Genomic DNA, 19,781 nt, shown 5'->3' on the forward strand with positions numbered 1-19,781 from the left:
ACCGGGAGGGGCACTGTCCACCGAGCATCCCGCGATCGCACGACAAGCCGTGCACCGGTGACCGACCGGTGTCGAAAGGAATCGACGATGTGTGGGATCTGCGGTGTGGTCCGGGCGGGGCGGTCGCCGAACGAGAACCTGGCCCTGGTCGCCGACCTCAACGCGCGTCAGCGGCACCGGGGGCCGGACAGCGCCGACACCTGCTCGGCGGGGGACGTCGCGATCGGCCAGGCCCGGCTCGCCCTCGTGGACCTCACCAACGCAGGCAGGCAGCCGTTCGTGAGTCCCGACGGCACGATCGCCGTCGTGTTCAACGGCGAGATCTACAACCACCAGGAGTTGCGCGGTCGGCATCGACTTGGCGCGTCGGGGCGTTGCGACGGCGCGATCCTGCCAGAGCTCTGGAGCCGGCTCGGGGTGGAGATGTTCCGTGAGCTGCGTGGGATGTACGCGACCGCGGTCGTCGACCGACGTCGGCACACCCTCACGCTGGCCCGGGATCCCTTCAGGGTCAAACCACTGCGCTGGACGACGGCGGCGGACGGCGCGATCGTGTTCGCCTCCGAGATCCGGCCGCTGCTCGCATTCCGGACCACGCCCAGGATCAGGGCCACCGCGCTGCGCCGATACCTCCGGTTCGGCGCGGTCGGGCGTCTGGAGTCCGTGTCGGCGCATCTGCTCAGCGACGTGCCCGTGGCGCTGCTGCTCTCCTGGGGGCTGGATTCCGCGGCGATCGCCTGGGCCTGCCGGGAGATCGACCATCGGCTCACCTGCGTGACCGTCGACCAGGGCGGGTCCATGGGCGAAGGGGACGGAGCGCGCCGGGTCGCGCGGCGGTTCGGTCACCGGCACGAGATCGTGACCAGCAGACCGGACGAGGAGTCCGTCGCCCGTTACTTCGCGGCCATGCAGCGGCCCACGATCGACGGGCTGAACACGTTCGTGGTCAGCGACGCTATCGCACGGCGTGGCATCAAGGTGGCGGTCTCCGGTCTGGGTGGTGACGAGGTGCTCGGTGGATATCCGGTTTTCCGTGCCCTCCGGCGGCTACCGCTGCTCCAGGTCACCGACCGGCTGTTCCTGGCCCGGCTGCTCGCCCGCACCGTTCGGTGGCGGCACGAGAAGGTGGCCGAACTGCTCGGCCCCGACGGCCCGCGGGACGCCGCCGGCCTGGGGGCGCTTTCCCAGCAGATCCTCGACCGTGACACGGTCGACTCGCTGGCGCCCTGGGCGTCCGCGCCGGCGCCGGGCCCCCGTCGCGGACGCACCGACACCTCCGCGCTGGCCCTGTCCCACTACGAGATCGAGCACTATCTCGGGGCGACCCTCCTGCCCGACACCGACGCCTTCTCGATGGCGTCGTCGATCGAGTTGCGGGTGCCGTACGTTGACGTGCCCTTCGCCCGGCTGGTCCTCGCGGCCGACCGGAAGCAGGGCCTGGGCAAGGTCGGTTTCGCCAGGTGCTTGGGGGACAGCGAGTTGGTCGCCATCGCGAGACGCCGGAAGCAGGGTTTCACCCTGCCGATGGACGGCTGGATGCGGCACGGCCCGCTGGCGCCGCTGGTGCGGTCGACCGAGTCGCCGACCGCCACCGTGCGTCAGATCCTGGCTCCCGGGGCCGTTGACGAGCTGCTTCACGGGTGGCGGGTCGGACGGCTTCCGTGGGCCAGGGCATGGTTGATCGTCAGCCTGGAGCACTGGTTGCGGTCCGTGGGCCTCGACACCGTCCGGCTGGACGAAGCGTCCGGCGGCCTGACGCTGGAGTCGGCCTGACCAGGGCCGGAGTTCGGCAGCGGGTCGGCGCCGTCCCCGATGCCGACCAGGAGCCGGTATCGGCGACGCCAGCCATCTTCGACAAGCAGGGGGACACGATGGACGAACTGGTCATAGTGGGCGCCGGTGGTCTGGGGCGGGAAGTGTTCGGGATCGTCGACGCCGTCAACCGGGCGGCCGGCTCCCGACGCCGCTGGCGGGTCCTCGGGTTCGTGGACGACCATCCCACCGAGGAGAACCTGAAGCTGGTCCAGCGTCTGACGGCGCCGTTCCTCGGCGGCACCAGGTGGCTGACCGGGCGGTCCACCGACACGTACCTGATCCTGGCCGTGGGAGATCCGCGACTACGCCGGGCGACGGAGCGTACCCTGCGTCCGTACGGACTGCCGGCGGCGTCGCTGATCCATCCGTACGCGGATATCAGCCCGGACTGTGTTTTCGGTGAGGGCCTGATCGCCTTCGGCGGCGCCCGGGTGACGACGAACGTGGTCCTCGGCCGGCACGTGCATCTCAACCAGAACTGCGCGGTCGGGCACGACAGCGTGCTGGGCGACCACGTCTCGGTCAATCCGCTCGCGGCCGTGTCCGGTCACTGCCGACTCGACGACGGGGTGCTGGTCGGGACGACGGCGGCGGTGCTCCAGCGCCTCACCGTGGGCGGGGGCGCGACCGTGGGCGCGGGGGCCTGTGTGGTCCGGGACGTCCCGCCCGGCGCGGTGGTCAAGGGCGTGCCGGCCCGCTGAGCAGGGCATGGTCTCTGCTTCACGAATCTCCAGGACGTAAGCAAAAGGGCGATTTGTCCGCTATAGCAATCATTGAGGGCTATTGTCATTGAGAGCTAAGCGCCCTATCACCAAGGGCGGCCGACCGAACAGGAGAAAGCGTGTCGACCTCACTTGTGGACCGGTGTGTCCTGATCACCGGTGGCACCGGATCCTTCGGCCAGACGATGGTCACCCGGCTGCTCGACGCCGGCGCCGGGGAGGTGCGGGTGCTCAGCAGGGACGAGGCCAAGCAGGAGGCGATGCGGATCCGGCTCCGCGACGACCGGGTCCGGTTCTACGTCGGGGACGTCCGCGACCGGGACGCGGTGTCCAAGGCCACCCGGGGCGTCGAGTACGTCTTCCACGCCGCCGCGCTCAAACAGGTGCCGTCCTGCGAGTTCTTCCCGCTGGAGGCGGTCCGCACCAACGTGCTGGGCAGCGCGAACGTGGTGGACGCCTGCGAACGCCACGACGTGTCGGCCCTGGTGTTCCTCAGCACCGACAAGGCCGTGTACCCGATCAACGCCATGGGCATGACCAAGGGCCTGATGGAGAAGGTGGCCCAGGCGCACGTCCGGAACAACCCCCGGGCCCGTACCCGGGTCTGCTCGGTCCGGTACGGCAACGTGATGTGCTCACGGGGCTCGGTGATTCCGCTGTTCATCGAACAGATCCGCAACGGCGTCCCACTGACCGTGACCGAGCCGGCGATGACCCGTTTCCTCATGTCGCTGGCCGACTCGGTGGAGCTGGTCGAACACGCCTTCGAGCACGGGCAACCCGGCGACATCTTCATCCGCAAGGCGCCGGCCTCCACGATCGGGGACCTCGCCACCGCCCTGTGCAACCTGTTCGAGGTGCCGGCGAAGTTCGATGTCATCGGCCTGCGGCACGGGGAGAAGATGTTCGAGACGCTGGCCAGTCACGAGGAGCTGGCCCGCGCCGAGGACTTCGGCAGCTTCCTGCGGGTCCGGGTGGACAGCCGCGACCTCAACTACTCGCTCTACTTCGAGGAGGGCGACCCGTCCCGGGAGCACCGGGCCGACTACACCTCCGAGAACACCACCCGGCTGACCGTGCCGGAGATCATGTCGCTGCTGCTGACGCTGCCCGAGGTACGGCAGCGGCTGGAGCCGGTGGCCGCGTCGGCGGGCTGCGGGTGAGCGTCGACTCCGGCCACCACGGACAGGAGAGTCCGCGATGACCCGACAACGGATACTGGTCCTCGGCGTCACCGGGATGCTCGGCCACACGCTGCTGCGGCAGCTCACCGAGGCGCCCGAGCTCGACGTCCGGGGCTGCGCCCGAAGCGCCGACATCGTGCGGGCCGGCTTGCCCGAACCGCTGGCGCGACACGTCGTGACCGGGGTGGACGTGACCGACGACGACGCCCTGCGCCGGGTGCTGGATCTCCTGCGTCCGGACGTCGTGGTGAACTGTGTCGGCGTGATCAAGCAGCGTCCCGAGGTCGCCGACGCCGTCACCACCATCGCCGTGAATGCCCTCCTGCCCCACCGGTTGGCGCGGGAGTGCGCGGCCCGTGGGGCCCGGCTCGTCCAGATCAGCACCGACTGCGTCTTCTCCGGGAACCGGGGCGGCTACACCGAGCAGGACGACCCCGACGCGTACGACCTCTACGGTCGGTCGAAGCTGCTCGGGGAGACGACCAGCGGCACCGCGCTCACCCTACGCACGTCGATCGTCGGACACGAGCTGAACAGCGCGCGTTCGCTTGTCGACTGGTTCCTCGGTCAGCCCGGCCCGGTGAACGGTTTCACCCGGGCCGTCTACTCCGGACTGACCACCACCGAGTTCGCGACGATGCTCCGGACGGTCGTGCTTCCCCGCGCCGACCTGACCGGTCTGTACCACGTGGCCGCGACCCCGATCGCCAAGTACCACCTGCTGCGCGTCGTCGCCGACGAGTACGGCTGGCCCGGCCGGATCCAGCCGTGGGACGACTTCCGGTGCGACCGGTCGCTCTCGGCCGCCGCGTTCCGGGCCGTCACCGGGTACGAGCCCCCCGCCTGGCCGGAGATGGTGCGTGAGCTGCGGCGGGCCGCGCTCGGCTGGGGTCTGCCGGCGGTGGCCGGGCCAAGCCCGGCGATGACCGGCTGACCGCGGGGCTGGCGCGCGGGACGCCAGCGCCCCGGCGGGGGGCCGTCGGCCGCGCTTGCGGGCAGGGGCCGCACCGGGCCGGCTCAGCCGGCGTGCGCAGCCTCCCGGACCTGGTCGAGGAGGCTGCGCGTGTCACCCGCACGGGCGTGCCACGCACGGTACGCCGCCGCGGCGGCGACCCGGGCGGCGTGCCGTTGGGCCGGGCTCCGGTCGACCACCCGCTGGATCGCCGCGCGCACGGCGTCGACCGTGACGTCGGGCAGCACCTCGCCCCCACCGGAGCGCAGCAGCTCTGTCCAGGGGGTACGGTCGGAGCAGATGACCGGGCAGCCCACCGAGAGGCTCTCCCCGATCACGTGCCCGAAGTTCTCACCCCGGGTCGGCAGGACGAAGGCGTGGCTACGGGCGAACGCCCCGGCTACCTGGTCGGGCAGTAGCGGTCCGTGCCAGGTCGCCCGCACGTGCGGGGGGAGCGCCGCCCACAACCTCCGGCAGCGCCGCCAGTAGGCCGGGTCGTCGGCGGGGCCGTAGACGTCCAGGACGACGGGGGTCCGGACCTCGGCGAGAGCGGCCAGCACCAGGTCGAGGTTCTTCATCGGGGAGATCCGGCCGACGAAAACCAGGCGCGGCGGCCCGTCCGTCGCGGGCTCCTCCGGGTGTCCCTGCGGCTCCGGGCCGGCGGCGGCGACGACGAACGGCGCCCGGGCCGCCGGAAAGGCCCGCCGGATGTCAACCGCCTCGGCCGGCGCGGTGGCGTGCCACCGGAACCGCGACCCGCCCAGAACATGTCGCCACAGCGCCAGGAAGACCTTCTTCCGCATGCGCTTCACGCCCAGCGCGCCCGAACCCATCTCACCCCGCGGAGCGACCAGAACGCAATTCGTCCGCAGCAGACCCACTCGAGCCGCCAGAACGAAGACGATCGACAGTCGCGACCAGACGCTGTTGACGTAGAGGAGGTCCCACTGCGCCGCCCGCGCCGTCCGGGTCAACGTCCACCATTGTCGTGGACTGGCCGCGTTCAGGTAGAAAACCGTTTCCCGTTCCCGGTCGACCCACCGTCCCGACAATCCGGGATAAGGGGCGAGGTCGCCGAGATCCCGGTCCCGGGTGACGATGGCGACGTCGATGTCCGCGCCGGCCGCGTCGATCACCTGTCGGAGCGAGCGCACCGGGCCACCCGCCCGGTAACCGGGTTCGAACCGGTCGGCCACGATCAGCACCCGGTACCGATCCCGTCGGACGCCCGGCGCGCCGGCCCTACCAGCGGTGACACGGCCGCTCATGGAATCCTCCGGACCGGCTGCGGAACATGATCGGGAACTGCTCGACCGCCAACCCGGCGGGCGCATTTCTTAATAACGACGGACCGCTCACCCGGTTACGATGGCCACACAAAGACGCCTCTCATGTTTTCGATACGCGAAAACGCCGTACCGCTCTTCTCCGCAACGGTATAAAAGACGGACGAAAGCCATGGTCAGGCCGATTCGGTGATTCGCTGCGGTCGGCCTCGTCCCGATCACGAGAGGTCAGCATGCCGCGAGTAGCGCTCATCACCGGCATCACCGGGCAGGACGGCAGCTATCTGTCGGAGCTGCTGCTCGACAAGGGCTACACGGTGCACGGGCTGAAACGTCGGTCGTCAACCTTCAACACCGAACGCGTCGACCGGATCGACGTCCACCCGCGGCACCCGGACGCCCGGCTCTTCCTGCACTACAGCGACCTCACCGATCCGGCCTCGCTGACCAACCTGATCCGGGACATCGCCCCGGACGAGATCTACAACCTGGGCGCGCAGAGCCACGTCCGGGTGTCGTTCGACATCCCCGGCTACACCGCCGACGTCACCGGGCTCGGGGCGCTGCGCCTGCTGGAGGCCGCCCGGGCCGCCGACGTCGGGTGCCGCTTCTACCAGGCGTCGTCGTCGGAGATGTTCGGCGCCACCCCGCCCCCGCAGCGGGAGGACACCCCGTTCCACCCGCGCAGCCCGTACGCCTGCGCCAAGGTCTACGCCTACTGGTCGGCGGTGAACTACCGTGAGTCGTACGGCATGTACTGCGCCAACGGCATCCTGTTCAACCACGAGAGCCCCCGGCGCGGCGAGAACTTCGTCACCCGCAAGATCACCCGGGCGGTGGCCCGGATCGAGGCGGGCATCCAGGACAAGCTGCACCTGGGCAACCTGGACGCCGTCCGGGACTGGGGCTACGCGCCGGAGTACGTCGAGGCGATGTGGTTGTCCCTGCAACAGGACCAGCCCGGGGACTACGTGGTGGCCACCGGCGAGGGACACACGGTACGCGAGTTCGTCGAGGCCGCCTTCGCCCACGTCGGGCTGGACTGGCGCGACCACGTGACGATCGATCCCCGCTACTTCCGGCCGGCCGAGGTCGACGCCCTCATCGGCGACTACTCCCGGGCCCGGCGTGCCCTCGGCTGGGCGCCGAAGACGCTCTTCGCCGACCTGGTCCGGGTGATGGTGGACGCCGACCGGCAACTACTGGAGGACGAACGCGCCGGACGACTGGTGCGGGTGGACCGATGAGGATCACCGTCGACGCCACCCCCATCCGCCCCCGGCACGCCGCCGGGGTGGAGGTGTTCACGTACGGCCTGCTGCACGGGCTCGACGAGGCCACCGACCACGACGTCCGGGTCGCCGTGATCCGGGGGACCCTCGACGAGTGGCGGCGGCAGGCGCCCGGTCGGCGGCTCCGGTGGACCGAACACGACGTCTCCCTGCCGATGGGCAACCGGTACGGCCAGGCGCTTCGCCGCTGGCTCCCGCGCCAGGTGCAGGAGTCGGTCACCGTGCGGCGGCTGCTCAACGCGGCCCGCCGCCGGGCCGCCGTCCAGCCCGACGACGGCGGGGTGACCCTGTTCCCCTGCGGCCTGATCCCGGTGCGCTCCGGGGCCTCCGTCGTCGTGGCGCACGACCTGCGGCAACTGCTGCCCGAGTTCCGGGCGCCCGGGTTCGCGGCGATGCTGCGGGAGAACGTGGCGCGGGCCGCCGCCGTGGTGGTCAGTTGGCCGCACCCGTACCGGCAGGCACTGGCGGCGTTTCCGGAGGCCGCCGACCGGATCGCGATGATCCCGCCGCCGGCGCTCCAGGCCGCGCCGGACCCGTCGCTCGCCGACCCCGAGCCGGGCCTGCTGGTCTACCCGTCCTCGACAGGTCTCCTGAAGAACCACGTCACGCTGCTGGAGGCGCTGGCGCTGCTGCCGGAGTGCCGGCTGGTCTGCCCCGGCCCGCTGGTCGAGCCGGAGGCGTCCCGGCTGCTGGCCCGGGCCGCCCGCCCGGACCTGCGCGGGCGGGTGTCGTTCCCCGGCTTCGTGCCGCTGGACGAGCTGCACCGGCTCTACGCGCGGGCCGACGCGGTGGTGGTGCCGTCGCGGTGGGAGGCGGCCAGCGGGGCGATGCTGGAGGCGTTCAGTTGGGGTCTCCCCGTGGCCTGCAGCGACGCCGAGCCGTTGCTGGCGCAGTTGGAGTTCACCGGCGGCGAGGCCGCCGTGTTCGAGGCGCAGAATCCGCGCTCGTGCGCCGACGCGATCCGCCGGGTGCTGCGCGACCGCGACCGGTACGCCGAGGCGTCCCGCCGGGCGAACGCCCGACTGGCCGGGCGCACCTGGGCCGACACCGCCCGCGACTACGTCGCGCTGCTGGAGTGGGTGGCCGCCGGCCGCCCCGGCCCGATGCCCCGGTCGGCCTTCGCCGGCACTCTCACCGGTGGCGTCCGGTGAGCACGCAGCGGTTCCCGGTCGCCCGGCCCAGCCTCTCCGGGCTGGAGGAGCGGTACGTCCTCGACGCGGTGCGCAGCGGCTGGATCTCGTCGCAGGGGCCGTACCTGCAACGGTTCGAGGCGGAGTTCGCCGAGCGGGTGGGCGCGACCACCGCCGTCGCGACGAGCAACGGGACGGTGGCGTTGCACCTCGTCCTCGCGGCGGCGGGCGTCGGCCCCGGCGACGAGGTGATCGTGCCGGCGCTGACCTACGTGGCCACGGCGAACGCGGTGCGCTACTGCGGCGCCCGACCCGTCTGCGTGGACGTCTCCGCCGACACCTGGTGTGTCGACCCGGAGCGGGTCCGCGCGGCCGTCGGGCCCCGCACCCGGGCCGTGCTCGCCGTCGACCTGTACGGCCACCCGGCCGACTACCCGGCGCTGCGGGCCATCTGTGACCGGCACGGGCTGCTGCTGGTCGCCGACGCGGCCGAGTCGTTCGGGGCCACCCTGCACGGGCGGCCGACCGGGTCGTTGGCCGACGCCACCACGTTCTCCTTCTTCGGCAACAAGATCGTCACCTCGGGCGAGGGCGGCTGCGTGACCACCTCGGACCCGGCGCTGGCGGACCGGATGCGCCTGCTGCGCAACCAGGGCATGGATCCGCAACGACGCTACTTCTTCCCCGAGGTGGGCTTCAACTACCGGCTGACCAACGTGTGCGCCGCCCTGCTCTGCGCCCAACTGGCCCGCGCCGACGACATCCTCGCCCGGCGGGACGCGGTGCTGCGCGGCTACGAACGCGAGCTGGCCGACGCCGTCCGGCTCCGGCCGCAGCCGGTGGCCGCCGGGGCGCGCCGCGCGCCGTGGATGGCGTCCTTCCTGGTCGACGGCGCGCCGGGCACGAGGGACGAGCTGGCCCGGGGACTGGACCGGCTCGGCGTGGAGACCCGGCCGTTCTTCGTGCCGATCCCACGGCTCCCGCCGTACGCGGACGACACCGCCGCGATCCCGGTCAGCGTCGACCTGGGCCGACGCGGTCTCAACCTGCCCACCTACCCGGAGCTGACCGACACGGACGTCAAGGTGATCAGCGAGCGGGTGCGTCAGGCGCTCGCCACCGTGGCCTGAGCGGCCGCCCGGTCGACCGGTCGATCCCGCAGGGTCAGGTAGCTGAGCCACCACACGAACGCGGCGGTGACCGCCACCCCCGTCCGGGCCGCGGCGGTCCCCTCGGCTTGGAACAGCAGGCCACCACCGACCACGACCGTGACCCGGACCAGTCCGAGAACGGCGCCTACCAGCAGCGCACGCCCCCCGGCGTGCTGGACGCGATGGCCCGCGAAGGCGACCAGCGCCACCGGCACCAGGACCGTCTCGATTCCGAGCATCGGCAACAACGGCCGCGCGGCGGTCCAGTTGTCACCGAGGACGATCCGACCGATGTCGTCCGGGAGGAGACAGATCGCGATCACCAGCGGGAGGATCAACCCGACCGACGCCAGCAGGACGGGCCCGGCGGTGACGAACCGGGCCCACCGGGTGACCGGTCGGGCCCGGCCGAGGTAGGGCACGACCAGCGCGGACAGCGGGGCGATCAGGAGCGTCACCGGGCTCAACGCCGTCTGGGCGGCGCCGAGCGCGCCGACGACTCCGACACCCGCGGTCGCCGCCACCAGCGTCAGGGCCAGCTGCGCAGAGCCCGAGGTGACCAGGAACTGACCACCGAAGCTCGCCGCGGTACGGCTGGTCACCGCGTCCAGGCCCCAGCCGGGTGTCAGCCGGTGGCCCTGCCGGACAGCAGTGACCACGCCGATGGCCGCGCCGGAGAACGCCCAGACCGTGAAGATCAACACCGGCGGAACCGGCACGAGAAACGCGGTCCCCACACTCATCACGGTCATGGCGGCCCATCCGGCGTCCTGGGCGCAGGCAGCCCATGGGGTGCCGACGCCCAGATTGACGCCGCGCACGTAGTCGTAGATCACGAGTCCCCACAGCGCCGGCCCGACGACGACGAGATAGGGCGAGCCGACACCCAGCCCGATGCCCAGCACCAGGGCACCGGCGCCGGCGCCGATCGCGCCGGCCCGTCGGATACCGTCTCCGGTCGCCGACTGCCCCGTCCGGCCCGCCAGGACGGCCTCGGTCACCGTCGCCCGTACCAGCCCGATCACGAGCACATAGACCGAGAACGCCAGCGCGAACTGGCCCACCCCGGTGAGCGACTCTCCGCGGGTGATGGAGATCGACGTCAGGAAACTCGACAGGCTGGACAGTCCACTGGCGAGCAGGGCGACGCCGGCGCGCTGGTGGAAGGTTCGGGAACCGGCCCCGGCACGCCGGCCGATCGCCTGGTCGCGGACCTCGGTGGCCGCCGACGCGGAAGGATGCCCGGTCACGACAGGTCGGCGGGCACCCGGCGCCCCACGACGACAGTCTCTGGGCGGGATCTGGTGAACCGGATCAGGAGCAGCACGGGCACCGCGGAGACGACGTGCTGGAGGAAACCGGCTAGTGAATCCGGATAGGACGTCGACCAGGCCAGCACGTCGGCGACCACGAGCGCGAACAGGCTCAACCGGATCGGGCCGGGCCCGCCACCCAGCCGGAGCAGCAGACTCACCACGAGCGCCCAACCGGCGAAGTTGAGAATCACTCCCTGCCGGCCGTCGAAGAAGTAGATGTTGCCGAGCGTGAGGAAGTTGTACGCGGACGTGTCGACGCCGAAGAGCATCTCGTTGATCTTTATCGCGCTGGTGAGCGGTGGACGGTCGGAGTCGACCAGCCGGGGCAACAACCCGTAGCGGAGAATGTCGGTTGGTCCCGGCTGGTCCAGGTCGACCGGCACGTCGAAGCCCGCAGCCTGGGTGAGTTGCAGGTCGAAGCGCAACCGGTCGGCGGCGGTCTGGTTCTGGTCGACCGCCACGCCACCATCGGTCCGGATCTCGCTGCGCAGGGCGAAGAGCGTCGGCCAGGCCACGAACACCGCCACCGCGATCACGGCCACGAGGCGGGGTCTGAGCACACCGCAGACCGCGCCCACGGTGATGACGAACGACAGATACGAGATCATCGGCCCGCTGAAGCCGGTCAGGAGCCCGACCTGCACCTGCGCGACCACCAGGGCGGCCGTCCAGCACACGAAGGAGCGACGGCCGGCACGCCCCCCGACGAGACTCGCCACGAGCAGCGCCAGCGCGATGTAGCGCCAACCCGAGAAGAGGGAGGTGACCAGAGCCTGCGGGGTGCTGACCACTTCCTCGGTCACCTGCGTGAAGATGCTGCCACGCCCTGAGACGGCGCCGAGGACGTCCGACACGATACTGATGACTGTGACCGACCGGGCGATCAGGAAGAGCCTGGGATAGCCGGTGTTCGCCCTGGCTAGCTCTCGCTGCCACCGACCTCGCCCACCCAGTTTCCCGAGGAAGAGCGTCTCCACGACGACGGCGCTGGCCAGGGCCAGCCCCAGCAGCTTGAGGACGAAGTCGAGGTCGGGGTTGTCGTACGCCACCGCCATCGGCACGATCAGGATCGCGTACGGCACCAGGACCAGGAAGCTCACCGGGTAGAGCTGGAGCAGCCAGGTCAGCCGGGACGGGCGATGGTGGTCCCGCCGGGGCCGCCCGCCCGTCGGCCCGGCGACGACCCGTTCCGTCGTTTCCAGGAGCATTTGTGTCACCCTTCCCCGCCAGATGTCACCGACGCTGCCTTCTCGGTGGTGGACCGCGCCGGCGACCACTCCCACCCGGGCGGAAAGAAGCGCCTGCTCACCAGGCGGGCAAGGCGACGCTAACATCCAAAAAGCCTCCTTTTCTGCCGATCCTCCTTTTTGAATGGAGCTCATCTCCGAAAGGCGGCCGAGACTCGCTTTTCCGAACAAGGTCGTCAATGCCGCCCGTCGTATTGACACACGCGACATCGACAAGCACGCTCGCTCGACAGGGCACTACGAAGGGGGCGCGATGAGGCGCAGACGGCTGGCGGTCGCCGGCGTGTTCACTCTGGTCGGCGCATTGACGCTGACCACACCGGCGAGCGCGCGGCCACCGTCCGACGTGGGCGGTCGCGACAACATGGAGGTGTACGTCGGCACGGTCGGCCCGGAGCAGCTCGACAAGCTCCGCGCGGCCGGCGTCGACCTCGGCCACGACCATCAGGAGGCCGGCCCCACCGGGCAGACCACGATCGAGACGGTGCTGAGCCGACGACAGGCCGACCGGCTGGCCAGCCAGGGGGTACGGCTGCGGGTCAAGCAGGTGCGTGGCAAGGACGCCTCCAGGGTGCTGCGCGAGCAGGCCGCCGCCGGCTGGTCGGCGTTCCGGTCGTACTCCGCGCCGGGTGGCATCCGGGACGAGCTGACCGCCACGGCGGCCCGCTACCCGAAGCTGACCAAACTGGAGACCGTCGGCCGGACCCACCAGGGCAAGCCGATCCTCGCTGTCAAGGTCACCAGGAACGCCCGGAACGTGCCGGACGGCAAGCGGCCGGCGGTGCTGTACGGCGCCACCCAGCACGCCCGCGAGTGGATCACCCCGGAGATGACCCGGCGGCTGATGCACCACGTGCTGGACAACTACGGCAGGGACCGGGAGATCACCAAGCTGCTGGACACCACCGAGCTGTGGTTCCTGCCGGTGGCCAACCCCGACGGGTACGACCACACCTTCACCCCGGGCAACCGGCTGTGGCGCAAGAACCTGCGCGACAACGACGGCGACGGCAAGGTCACCTCGGCCGACGGCGTCGACCTGAACCGCAACTTCGCCTACAAGTGGGGTTACGACAACGAGGGCTCGTCACCGGACCCGGCCAGCGACACCTACCGGGGGCCGGGCCCGAACTCCGAGCCGGAGACGAAAGCGCTGGACGGGCTGTTCCGCCGGGTCGGCTTCGAGTTCTTCGTCAACTACCACTCGGCGGCGCAACTGCTCCTCTACGGCGTCGGCTGGCAGGTCGCCACGCCCACCCCGGACGACGTGATCTACCAGGCGATGGCCGGTGACGACGCGCACCCGGCGGTGCCCGGCTACGACCCGGACCTCTCCGCCGAGCTGTACACCACCAACGGCGACACCGACAGCCACGCCACCGTCAGGTACGGCACGCTCGGTTTCACCCCGGAGATGTCCACCTGCCAGGCGGCCGCCGCGTCCGACCCGGACGACCAGTGGCGTCCGGAGGACTGCGTCAGCGGCTTCGTCTTCCCCGACGACGAGAAGCTGATCGCCGCCGAGGTGGCGAAGAACCTGCCGTTCGCGCTCGCCGTGGCGAAGTCCACGCACCGACCGGACGAGCCGGTCTCGGTGGTCGGCCGCAACACCCCGGACTTCGTGGTGGACGCCTTCGACACCTCGTACGGTCGCAGCCAGCCGGTCGCCGCGATCACCCGGCGGTCGCTGACCAACGTCCGGATGCACTACGTGGTCAACGGCGGCCGGCCGAAGGCCGTCGCGACGCGCGAGTGGCGCGGCGGCGAGCGGTACGGCGACACCCACGACGACTACTACGCCGAGCTGCGCGGCACCGTCACCGGGGCGAAGCCCGGTGACCGGGTCGAGGTCTGGTTCACCGGCAACAAACGCGGCCAGGGCGTGGTCGCCAGCGAGCGCTTCACCTACCGGGTGCACACCGACATCGGCGGTGAGGTGCTGGTCCTCGCGGCCGAGGACGTCACCGGCCTCAGCCCCGTCCAGGAGGGCGCCGGCGCGAAGTACGCCGACGAGGTGGTGGCCGCGCTGACCGCCGCCCGGCGTACCAGCGACGTGTACGACGTCGACGCGTCGGGCCGCAAGGCCCCGCACCCGCTGGGCGTGCTGTCGCACTACCGGGCGGTGGTCTGGGAGACCGGCGACGACGTCATCCCCCGCTCCCCCGGCCAGGTGCCGGGGACGGCGGCGCGGGCGGCGGCGGAGACCGAGCTGGCCGTGCGCGACTACCTCAACGAGGGCGGCAAGGTGCTGATCAGCGGCAAGTACGCGCTGTACGCGCAGGCCGCCGACGGCGCGTACGCGTACCAGCCGACGCCGCCGGCCGAGTGCGTCGACGCCGACGACCCCACCTGCCTGCCGCTGTCGAACGACTTCCAGCAGTACTGGCTGGGCGCGTACAACTACGTCAGCGACGGGGGCAGCGCCGACGGGCAGCCGTACCCGGTGCGGGGCGCCGAGGGCGCGTTCGCCGGGTTCGAGGGGGTCCTCAACGCCCCCGGCTCGGCGGCGAACCAGGACCACACCGCGTCCTTCCTCAGCACGTCGAGTTTCCTGCCGCCGGACGAGTTCCCGCAGTTCGGCACCATCGCGGCGGTGGACTGGGCGCGGCCGGGCGGCGCGCCGTTCGACCCGCGCACCGGCGAGTGGTACCTGTTCAGCGGACGGGCCGACGAGACGTACAAGCGGGTCGGCCGGACCGTCGACCTGACCGCGGCGACCAGCGGTGAGCTGCGCTTCTTCGCCTCGTACGACATCGAGCCGAACTGGGACTTCATGATCGTCGAGGCGCACGAGGTGGGCACCGACACCTGGACCACGCTGCCCGACCGCAACGGCAACACCAGCACCGAGACCGGGGACAGTTGCGAGAGCGGCTGGGCCGAGCTGCACCCGTTCCTGGCGCACTACCAGACCGCGAGCTGCGAGCCGATCGGCACCACCGGCCAGTGGCACGCCGCCACCGGCCCGTCCAACGGTTGGAAGGAGTTCTCCATCGACCTGTCGGCGTACGCCGGCAAGCAGGTCGAGGTGTCCATCTCGTACGTCTCCGACTGGGGCACCCAGGGGCTCGGCGTGTTCCTGGACGACGCCCGGGTGATCGTCGACGGCGCGACCGTCGCCGAGACCTCGTTCGAGTCGACCGACCTGGGTGGCTGGACGGTGTCCGGGCCGCCGCCCGGCTCGCTGCCCGGCGCGAACGACTGGTCGCGCAGCCAGCGCGCCTTCTCCGAGGGCGCGGCCGTGGTGACGGAGGACAGCGTCTACCTCGGGTTCGGCCTGGAGGGGCTGGCCCCGACGGCCCGTGCCGACCTGGTCGCCCGGTCGATGACGCACCTGCTCGGCGGCGCCCGCCGCTGACCAGCTGACGGTGGGAGGTCGTCTCCGGCGGCCTCCCACCGTCACCCCGCTCCGGGCAGCGGAGCCGGGTCGGACTCTCGACGGTCAGGGCACGAACAGCGCGTGTTTGCCGGCCCGGGTCCTGGTCTGCCGGTCCACCTGGGCGAAGGTGACCGACCGGGGGTCCAGGTCGGGATGGTCCCGGCTGAGCTCCCGGACGAAGAACGCCGCGACGTCGGCCAGGTCGAGCGGACGGTCGGCCTCGACCTGGATCCGCAGCGCGTTCGGTCGGTCCTGGCGGAACTGCACCCCGACGATGCCCGGGTACGACTTGAGGATGTGCACGGGCAGGATCGCGGACAGGTCGAGCACGCCCCGCGCGGAGTTCACCCGCACGAAGTCCTGCCGGCGGCCGAGGATCGCCCGGAAGGCCAGGGTGTTGCCGTCGCGGACGTCGCTCGGCTCGACCCGGTCCCCGATGGCGTAGTTGACCAGCGGGAACAGTTGCGGGTTCAGCGTCGTCACGCGCAGCTCACCGGTCTCCCCCGCCAGGCACACGAAGCTGTCCCAGAGCACCCGGATGTCGTGGGCGTGCCCCCGGGACGCGGCCAGCACGCCGGTCTCCGCGGCGCCGTACTCGATCACGACCGGGGCCCGGAACACCCGTCCGATCAGGGCGACGTCCGCGTCGCTCGCGGTCTCCGCGCAGAGGATCACCGCCCGCAGGCGGCTCTTGTCACCCAGGTCGAGACCGTTGCGCTCGACGAACCGGGCCAGCCGGAACAGCGCCGAGGTGTAGCCGGACAGGCAGACCGGGTTCCGGCGGCGAAACGCCAGGTAGTGCCGGTGCAGAGCGGGTTCGCTGAGGTCGTACGCGTTGAGCCGGGTGATCCGCATGCCCTGGTCGGCGACCCACCGCTTCAGCAGCCGGGCCTGCCGACGCCAACCGCTGCCGAACAGGTGGGCGTGCCCCCAGAGATGCACGGTCGGATCCGTCGGCGCGACCCCCCACCAGTGCCGCACCAGGTACGCGTCGATCCACCTGTCGTCCAGCTCACCCGGCCCGCGCGGATACCGGGCCGGTTGGCCGGTGCTGCCGCCGGTGGAGTAGCAGCCCGTGGCCCGGCCGCCCCGGAAGATCTCCGCGCTGCGGGCGATCACCGTCTCCTTGGTCAACGACGGGAAGTCCCGTAGCTCACCCGGGTGGCCGATGCGCGCCGGCAGGCCGTGCTCCCGTCGCCACGCCTGGTAGAAGGGCACCTCCGCCAGGCAGCGCGCCCAGACCTCGTTGAACCGGCGGGTCTGGAAGTCCTCGACCTCCTCCCGGGACGTCCGGACGTCGTACCGGGCGATCTTCTGTCGTAGCCGCCGGTGCCGGTCGGCGAGGACGGATCCACGCAGCAGTGCCGTAAGCATCGACTGTCCCTTTCCCTGGCGGTGGTTCGGTGAGGTGGCGCGTGGTCAGCGCCGGATGCCGGCCCACTCGTGGTGGCGGCGGACGGTGGACAGGATGAAGTCGACGACCCGCCGGGAGGTGTCCGGCACCCGGTAGTCGGCCGGGCAGGGCACCCCGTCGGCGGCCACCTGCTCGACCGTCACCCGGACCGCCTCGACCACCCCGGCCGGGTCGAGGCCGGTCATGATGATCCCGCCGGCGTCCAGCGCCTCCGGGCGTTCCATCGACTCGCGCAGCGTCACCGCCGGGAAACCGAGGATGGCCGCCTCCTCGCTGATCGTCCCGCTGTCCGACAGGGTGCACCTGGCCGCGAGTTGCAGCCGTACGTAGTCGAACAGCCCGAACGGCTCGTGGAAGGTGATGCCGTCCAGGCTGGTCGGGTCGGTGGCGAGGGCCTCCAACCGTTTGCGGGTGCGCGGGTGGGTGGAGACCAGCACCGGCAGCGCCCACTCGTCGCGGACGGCCCGGAGGCAGTCGAGCAGCCGACCGAGCCGGGCCGGCGCGTCCACGTTCTCCTGCCGGTGCGCGCTGACCAGGAAGAACCCGTCCTCGGGCAGGCCGAGCTGGTCGAGGATGGAGGACCGGGCGATGTCCGTCCGGTGGTGCTCCAGCACCTCCCGCATCGGCGAGCCGGTGTGCAGGACCCGGCGCGGGTGCAGGCCCTCCGCCAGCAGGTTCCGCCGGGCGTGCTCGGTGTAGACGAGGTTGAAGTCGGCGACGTGGTCGACCAGCCGACGGTTGGTCTCCTCCGGCACGTTGAGGTCGAAGCACCGGTTGCCCGCCTCCATGTGGTAGACCGGCACCCGCATCCGGCGGGCCATCAACGCGGCGATGGCGCTGTTGGTGTCGCCGAGCACCAGCAGCGCGTCCGGGCGCAGGTCACTGATGGCCTGCTCGACGCCGATCAGCACCCCGCCGAGGGTCCGCCCCAGCGACGACGTGTCCACGTCGAGGAACCGGTCCGGGCGGCGCAGCCGCAGCTCGGTGAAGAACACCTCGGACAACGCCGGATCCCAGTTCTGCCCGGTGTGCACGAGCGTGTGCTCCACCGTGCGGTCCAGCCGGTCGACCACCCGGGACAGCCGGATGATCTCCGGCCGGGTGCCGACCACGGTCATCACCCTGGTCATGCCGGTGCTCCCCTCGTCAGCCCCACCGTGGGGTCAACGAGGGGAGACCTCGTCCGGTGACGCGGCCGGGATCGGGACGGCCAGTTGTCGTCGACGCCGGTCAGGCCTGCGCGAGGACCGCCGAGACCAGCTCCTTCGCCTCCTGCTGGATCCGGGTCAGGTGCTCCGGACCCTGGAACGACTCGGCGTAGATCTTGTAGACGTCCTCGGTGCCGGACGGGCGGGCGGCGAACCAACCCGACGCGGTGGTCACCTTCAACCCGCCCAGCGCCGCGCCGTTGCCGGGCGCGGAGGTCAACGTCGCGGTGATCGGCTCACCCGCCAACTCCGTCGCGGTGACCTGCTCCGGCGACAGCTTGCCCAGCACCGCCTTCTCCTCCCGGCTGGCCGGGGCGTCGATCCGGGCGTACGCGGGCGCGCCGAACCGCTCGGTCAGATCCGCGTAGTGCTGGCTCGGCGTCCGGCCGGTGCTGGCGATGATCTCGGCGGCCAGCAGGCAGAGCAGGATGCCGTCCTTGTCGGTGGTCCAGGTGCCGCCGTCACGGCGCAGGAACGACGCCCCGGCGCTCTCCTCACCGCCGAAACCGACAGTGCCGTCGAGCAGGCCGGGCACGAACCACTTGAACCCGACCGGCACCTCCAGCAACGTCCGACCCAGGTCCGCCGCCACCCGGTCGATCATCGACGAGGAGACCAGCGTCTTGCCGACCGCCGCGTCCGGCCCCCAGCCCGTCCGGGTCCGGAACAGGTGGGCGATGGCCACCGCGAGGAAGTGGTTCGGGTTCATCAGCCCGCCGTCGGGGGTGACGATGCCGTGCCGGTCGGCGTCCGCGTCGTTGCCCGTGGAAACCTGGAAGTCGGCGCGGGCGGCGATCAGCGAGGCCATCGCGTTCGGCGACGAGCAGTCCATCCGGATCTTGCCGTCGGTGTCCAGCGTCATGAACCGCCAGGTCGGGTCGACCGTCGGGTTCACCACGGTCAGGTCGAGCTTGTGCCGCTCGGCGATCTCCCCCCAGTACGCCACGCTCGCCCCGCCCAGCGGGTCCGCGCCGATGCGCACCCCGGCGTCCCGGATCGCCGCCACGTCGATCGCCGCCGGCAGGTCGTCCACGTAGCCGGCGAGGAAGTCGTACGAACCGGTGGTGTCGGCGGCGCGGGCCCGCGCGTACGGCACCCGCTTCACCTCGCCGAGCCCGGCGGCCAGGATCGCGTTCGCCCGGTCCTGGATCCACCGGGTCGCGTCGGTGTCGGCCGGGCCGCCGTTGGTCGGGTTGTACTTGAACCCGCCGTCGTCGGGCGGATTGTGCGACGGCGTGATCACGATGCCGTCGGCGAGCCCGCTCGTGCGTCCCCGGTTGTGGGTGAGCACCGCGTGCGACAACGCCGGCGTCGGGGTGTAGCCGTCCCGGCTGTCCACCAGCGCCGTCACGTCGTTGGCGGCCAGCACCTCCAGGGCGCTCACCGTGGCCGGCGCGGACAGCGCGTGGGTGTCCCGGGCCAGGAACAGCGGCCCGTCCACGCCGTTGGCCCGTCGGTAGTCGCAGAGCGCCTGGGTGACGGCGAGAATGTGGTCCTCGTTGAAGGCGTTACGCAGGCTCGACCCCCGGTGCCCGGACGTGCCGAACGACACCTGCTGCGCCGGGTCGGCCGGATCCGGGTGCTCGGTGTAGTAGGCGGTGACCAGCCGGGGCACGTCGACCAGGTCGGCGGGCTCGGCGGGCTGGCCGGCGCGGGCGTGGACCACTTCGGGAACCTCCTCGGGA

Annotated in this window: 14 protein-coding genes; 8 read left to right on the forward strand and 6 right to left on the reverse strand. The window is 71.5% G+C overall.

Annotated elements, in window-relative coordinates; translation table 11 throughout:
• Positions 1-87: 87 nt before the first annotated feature.
• From O7606_RS09570 to O7606_RS09585, 4 genes are all read left to right on the forward strand, one after another.
• On the forward strand, positions 88-1,773 hold the full coding sequence (locus O7606_RS09570) for an asparagine synthetase B (RefSeq protein ID WP_281598703.1): 1,686 nt from the start codon (positions 88-90) through the stop codon (positions 1,771-1,773).
• 98 nt (positions 1,774-1,871) lie between these two features.
• Complete coding sequence (locus tag O7606_RS09575) at positions 1,872-2,516, forward strand: NeuD/PglB/VioB family sugar acetyltransferase (protein WP_281598704.1); 645 nt, start codon at positions 1,872-1,874, stop codon at positions 2,514-2,516.
• Between the two features lie 140 nt (positions 2,517-2,656).
• Entirely contained in the window at positions 2,657-3,700 is a 1,044-nt protein-coding gene (locus O7606_RS09580) for an SDR family NAD(P)-dependent oxidoreductase (RefSeq protein WP_281598705.1), read from the forward strand.
• A 37-nt stretch (positions 3,701-3,737) separates the two neighbouring features.
• A complete protein-coding gene (locus O7606_RS09585) occupies positions 3,738-4,655 on the forward strand; it encodes an SDR family oxidoreductase (protein ID WP_281598706.1) in 918 nt (305 codons plus the stop codon).
• A gap of 83 nt (positions 4,656-4,738) precedes the next feature.
• Here the strand turns inward: O7606_RS09585 and O7606_RS09590 are convergent, their stop codons facing one another.
• Entirely contained in the window at positions 4,739-5,941 is a 1,203-nt protein-coding gene (locus O7606_RS09590; RefSeq protein ID WP_281598707.1) for a glycosyltransferase, read from the reverse strand.
• Between the two features lie 251 nt (positions 5,942-6,192).
• Here O7606_RS09590 and gmd point away from each other — a divergent pair, with 251 nt between their 5' ends.
• The 3 genes from gmd to O7606_RS09605 are packed head-to-tail and all read left to right on the forward strand — an operon-like array spanning position 6,193 to position 9,511.
• Positions 6,193-7,206: a GDP-mannose 4,6-dehydratase gene (gmd, locus tag O7606_RS09595; RefSeq protein WP_281598708.1), complete on the forward strand. Its 1,014-nt coding sequence runs from the start codon at positions 6,193-6,195 to the stop codon at positions 7,204-7,206.
• A complete protein-coding gene (locus O7606_RS09600; RefSeq protein ID WP_281598709.1) occupies positions 7,203-8,402 on the forward strand; it encodes a glycosyltransferase in 1,200 nt (399 codons plus the stop codon). Before gmd ends, O7606_RS09600 begins: the two co-directional genes overlap by 4 nt.
• A complete protein-coding gene (locus tag O7606_RS09605; protein WP_281598710.1) occupies positions 8,399-9,511 on the forward strand; it encodes a DegT/DnrJ/EryC1/StrS family aminotransferase in 1,113 nt (370 codons plus the stop codon). Before O7606_RS09600 ends, O7606_RS09605 begins: the two co-directional genes overlap by 4 nt.
• On the opposite strand, the gene O7606_RS09610 is transcribed toward O7606_RS09605, so the two are convergent.
• Positions 9,487-10,782, reverse strand: coding sequence for a hypothetical protein (locus O7606_RS09610; RefSeq protein WP_281598711.1), 1,296 nt, complete (start codon positions 10,780-10,782; stop codon positions 9,487-9,489). The genes O7606_RS09605 and O7606_RS09610 overlap by 25 nt on opposite strands.
• Positions 10,779-12,056, reverse strand: a complete 1,278-nt coding sequence (locus O7606_RS09615) for a hypothetical protein (protein ID WP_281598712.1) — start codon at positions 12,054-12,056, stop codon at positions 10,779-10,781. The genes O7606_RS09610 and O7606_RS09615 overlap by 4 nt, the downstream gene beginning before the upstream one ends.
• 292 nt (positions 12,057-12,348) lie before the next feature.
• Between O7606_RS09615 and O7606_RS09620 the strand changes: the two genes are divergently transcribed.
• Complete coding sequence (locus tag O7606_RS09620; protein ID WP_281598713.1) at positions 12,349-15,453, forward strand: M14 family metallopeptidase; 3,105 nt, start codon at positions 12,349-12,351, stop codon at positions 15,451-15,453.
• Positions 15,454-15,537: 84 nt separating this feature from the next.
• On the opposite strand, the gene O7606_RS09625 is transcribed toward O7606_RS09620, so the two are convergent.
• The 3 genes from O7606_RS09625 to pgm all read right to left on the reverse strand — a co-directional run bounded on the left by O7606_RS09625 (position 15,538) and on the right by pgm (position 19,762).
• Positions 15,538-16,848 (reverse strand): hypothetical protein, encoded by a 1,311-nt coding sequence (locus tag O7606_RS09625; protein ID WP_281598714.1) that lies wholly within the window; start codon positions 16,846-16,848, stop codon positions 15,538-15,540.
• A gap of 45 nt (positions 16,849-16,893) precedes the next feature.
• Positions 16,894-18,018, reverse strand: a complete 1,125-nt coding sequence (wecB, locus tag O7606_RS09630; protein WP_281598715.1) for a UDP-N-acetylglucosamine 2-epimerase (non-hydrolyzing) — start codon at positions 18,016-18,018, stop codon at positions 16,894-16,896.
• Positions 18,019-18,118: 100 nt separating this feature from the next.
• Positions 18,119-19,762 (reverse strand): phosphoglucomutase (alpha-D-glucose-1,6-bisphosphate-dependent), encoded by a 1,644-nt coding sequence (gene pgm / locus O7606_RS09635; RefSeq protein WP_281598716.1) that lies wholly within the window; start codon positions 19,760-19,762, stop codon positions 18,119-18,121.
• Positions 19,763-19,781: the final 19 nt, after the last annotated feature.

This window comes from Micromonospora sp. WMMD882, from assembly GCF_027497255.1.
Taxonomy (GTDB): Bacteria; Actinomycetota; Actinomycetes; order Mycobacteriales; family Micromonosporaceae; genus Micromonospora.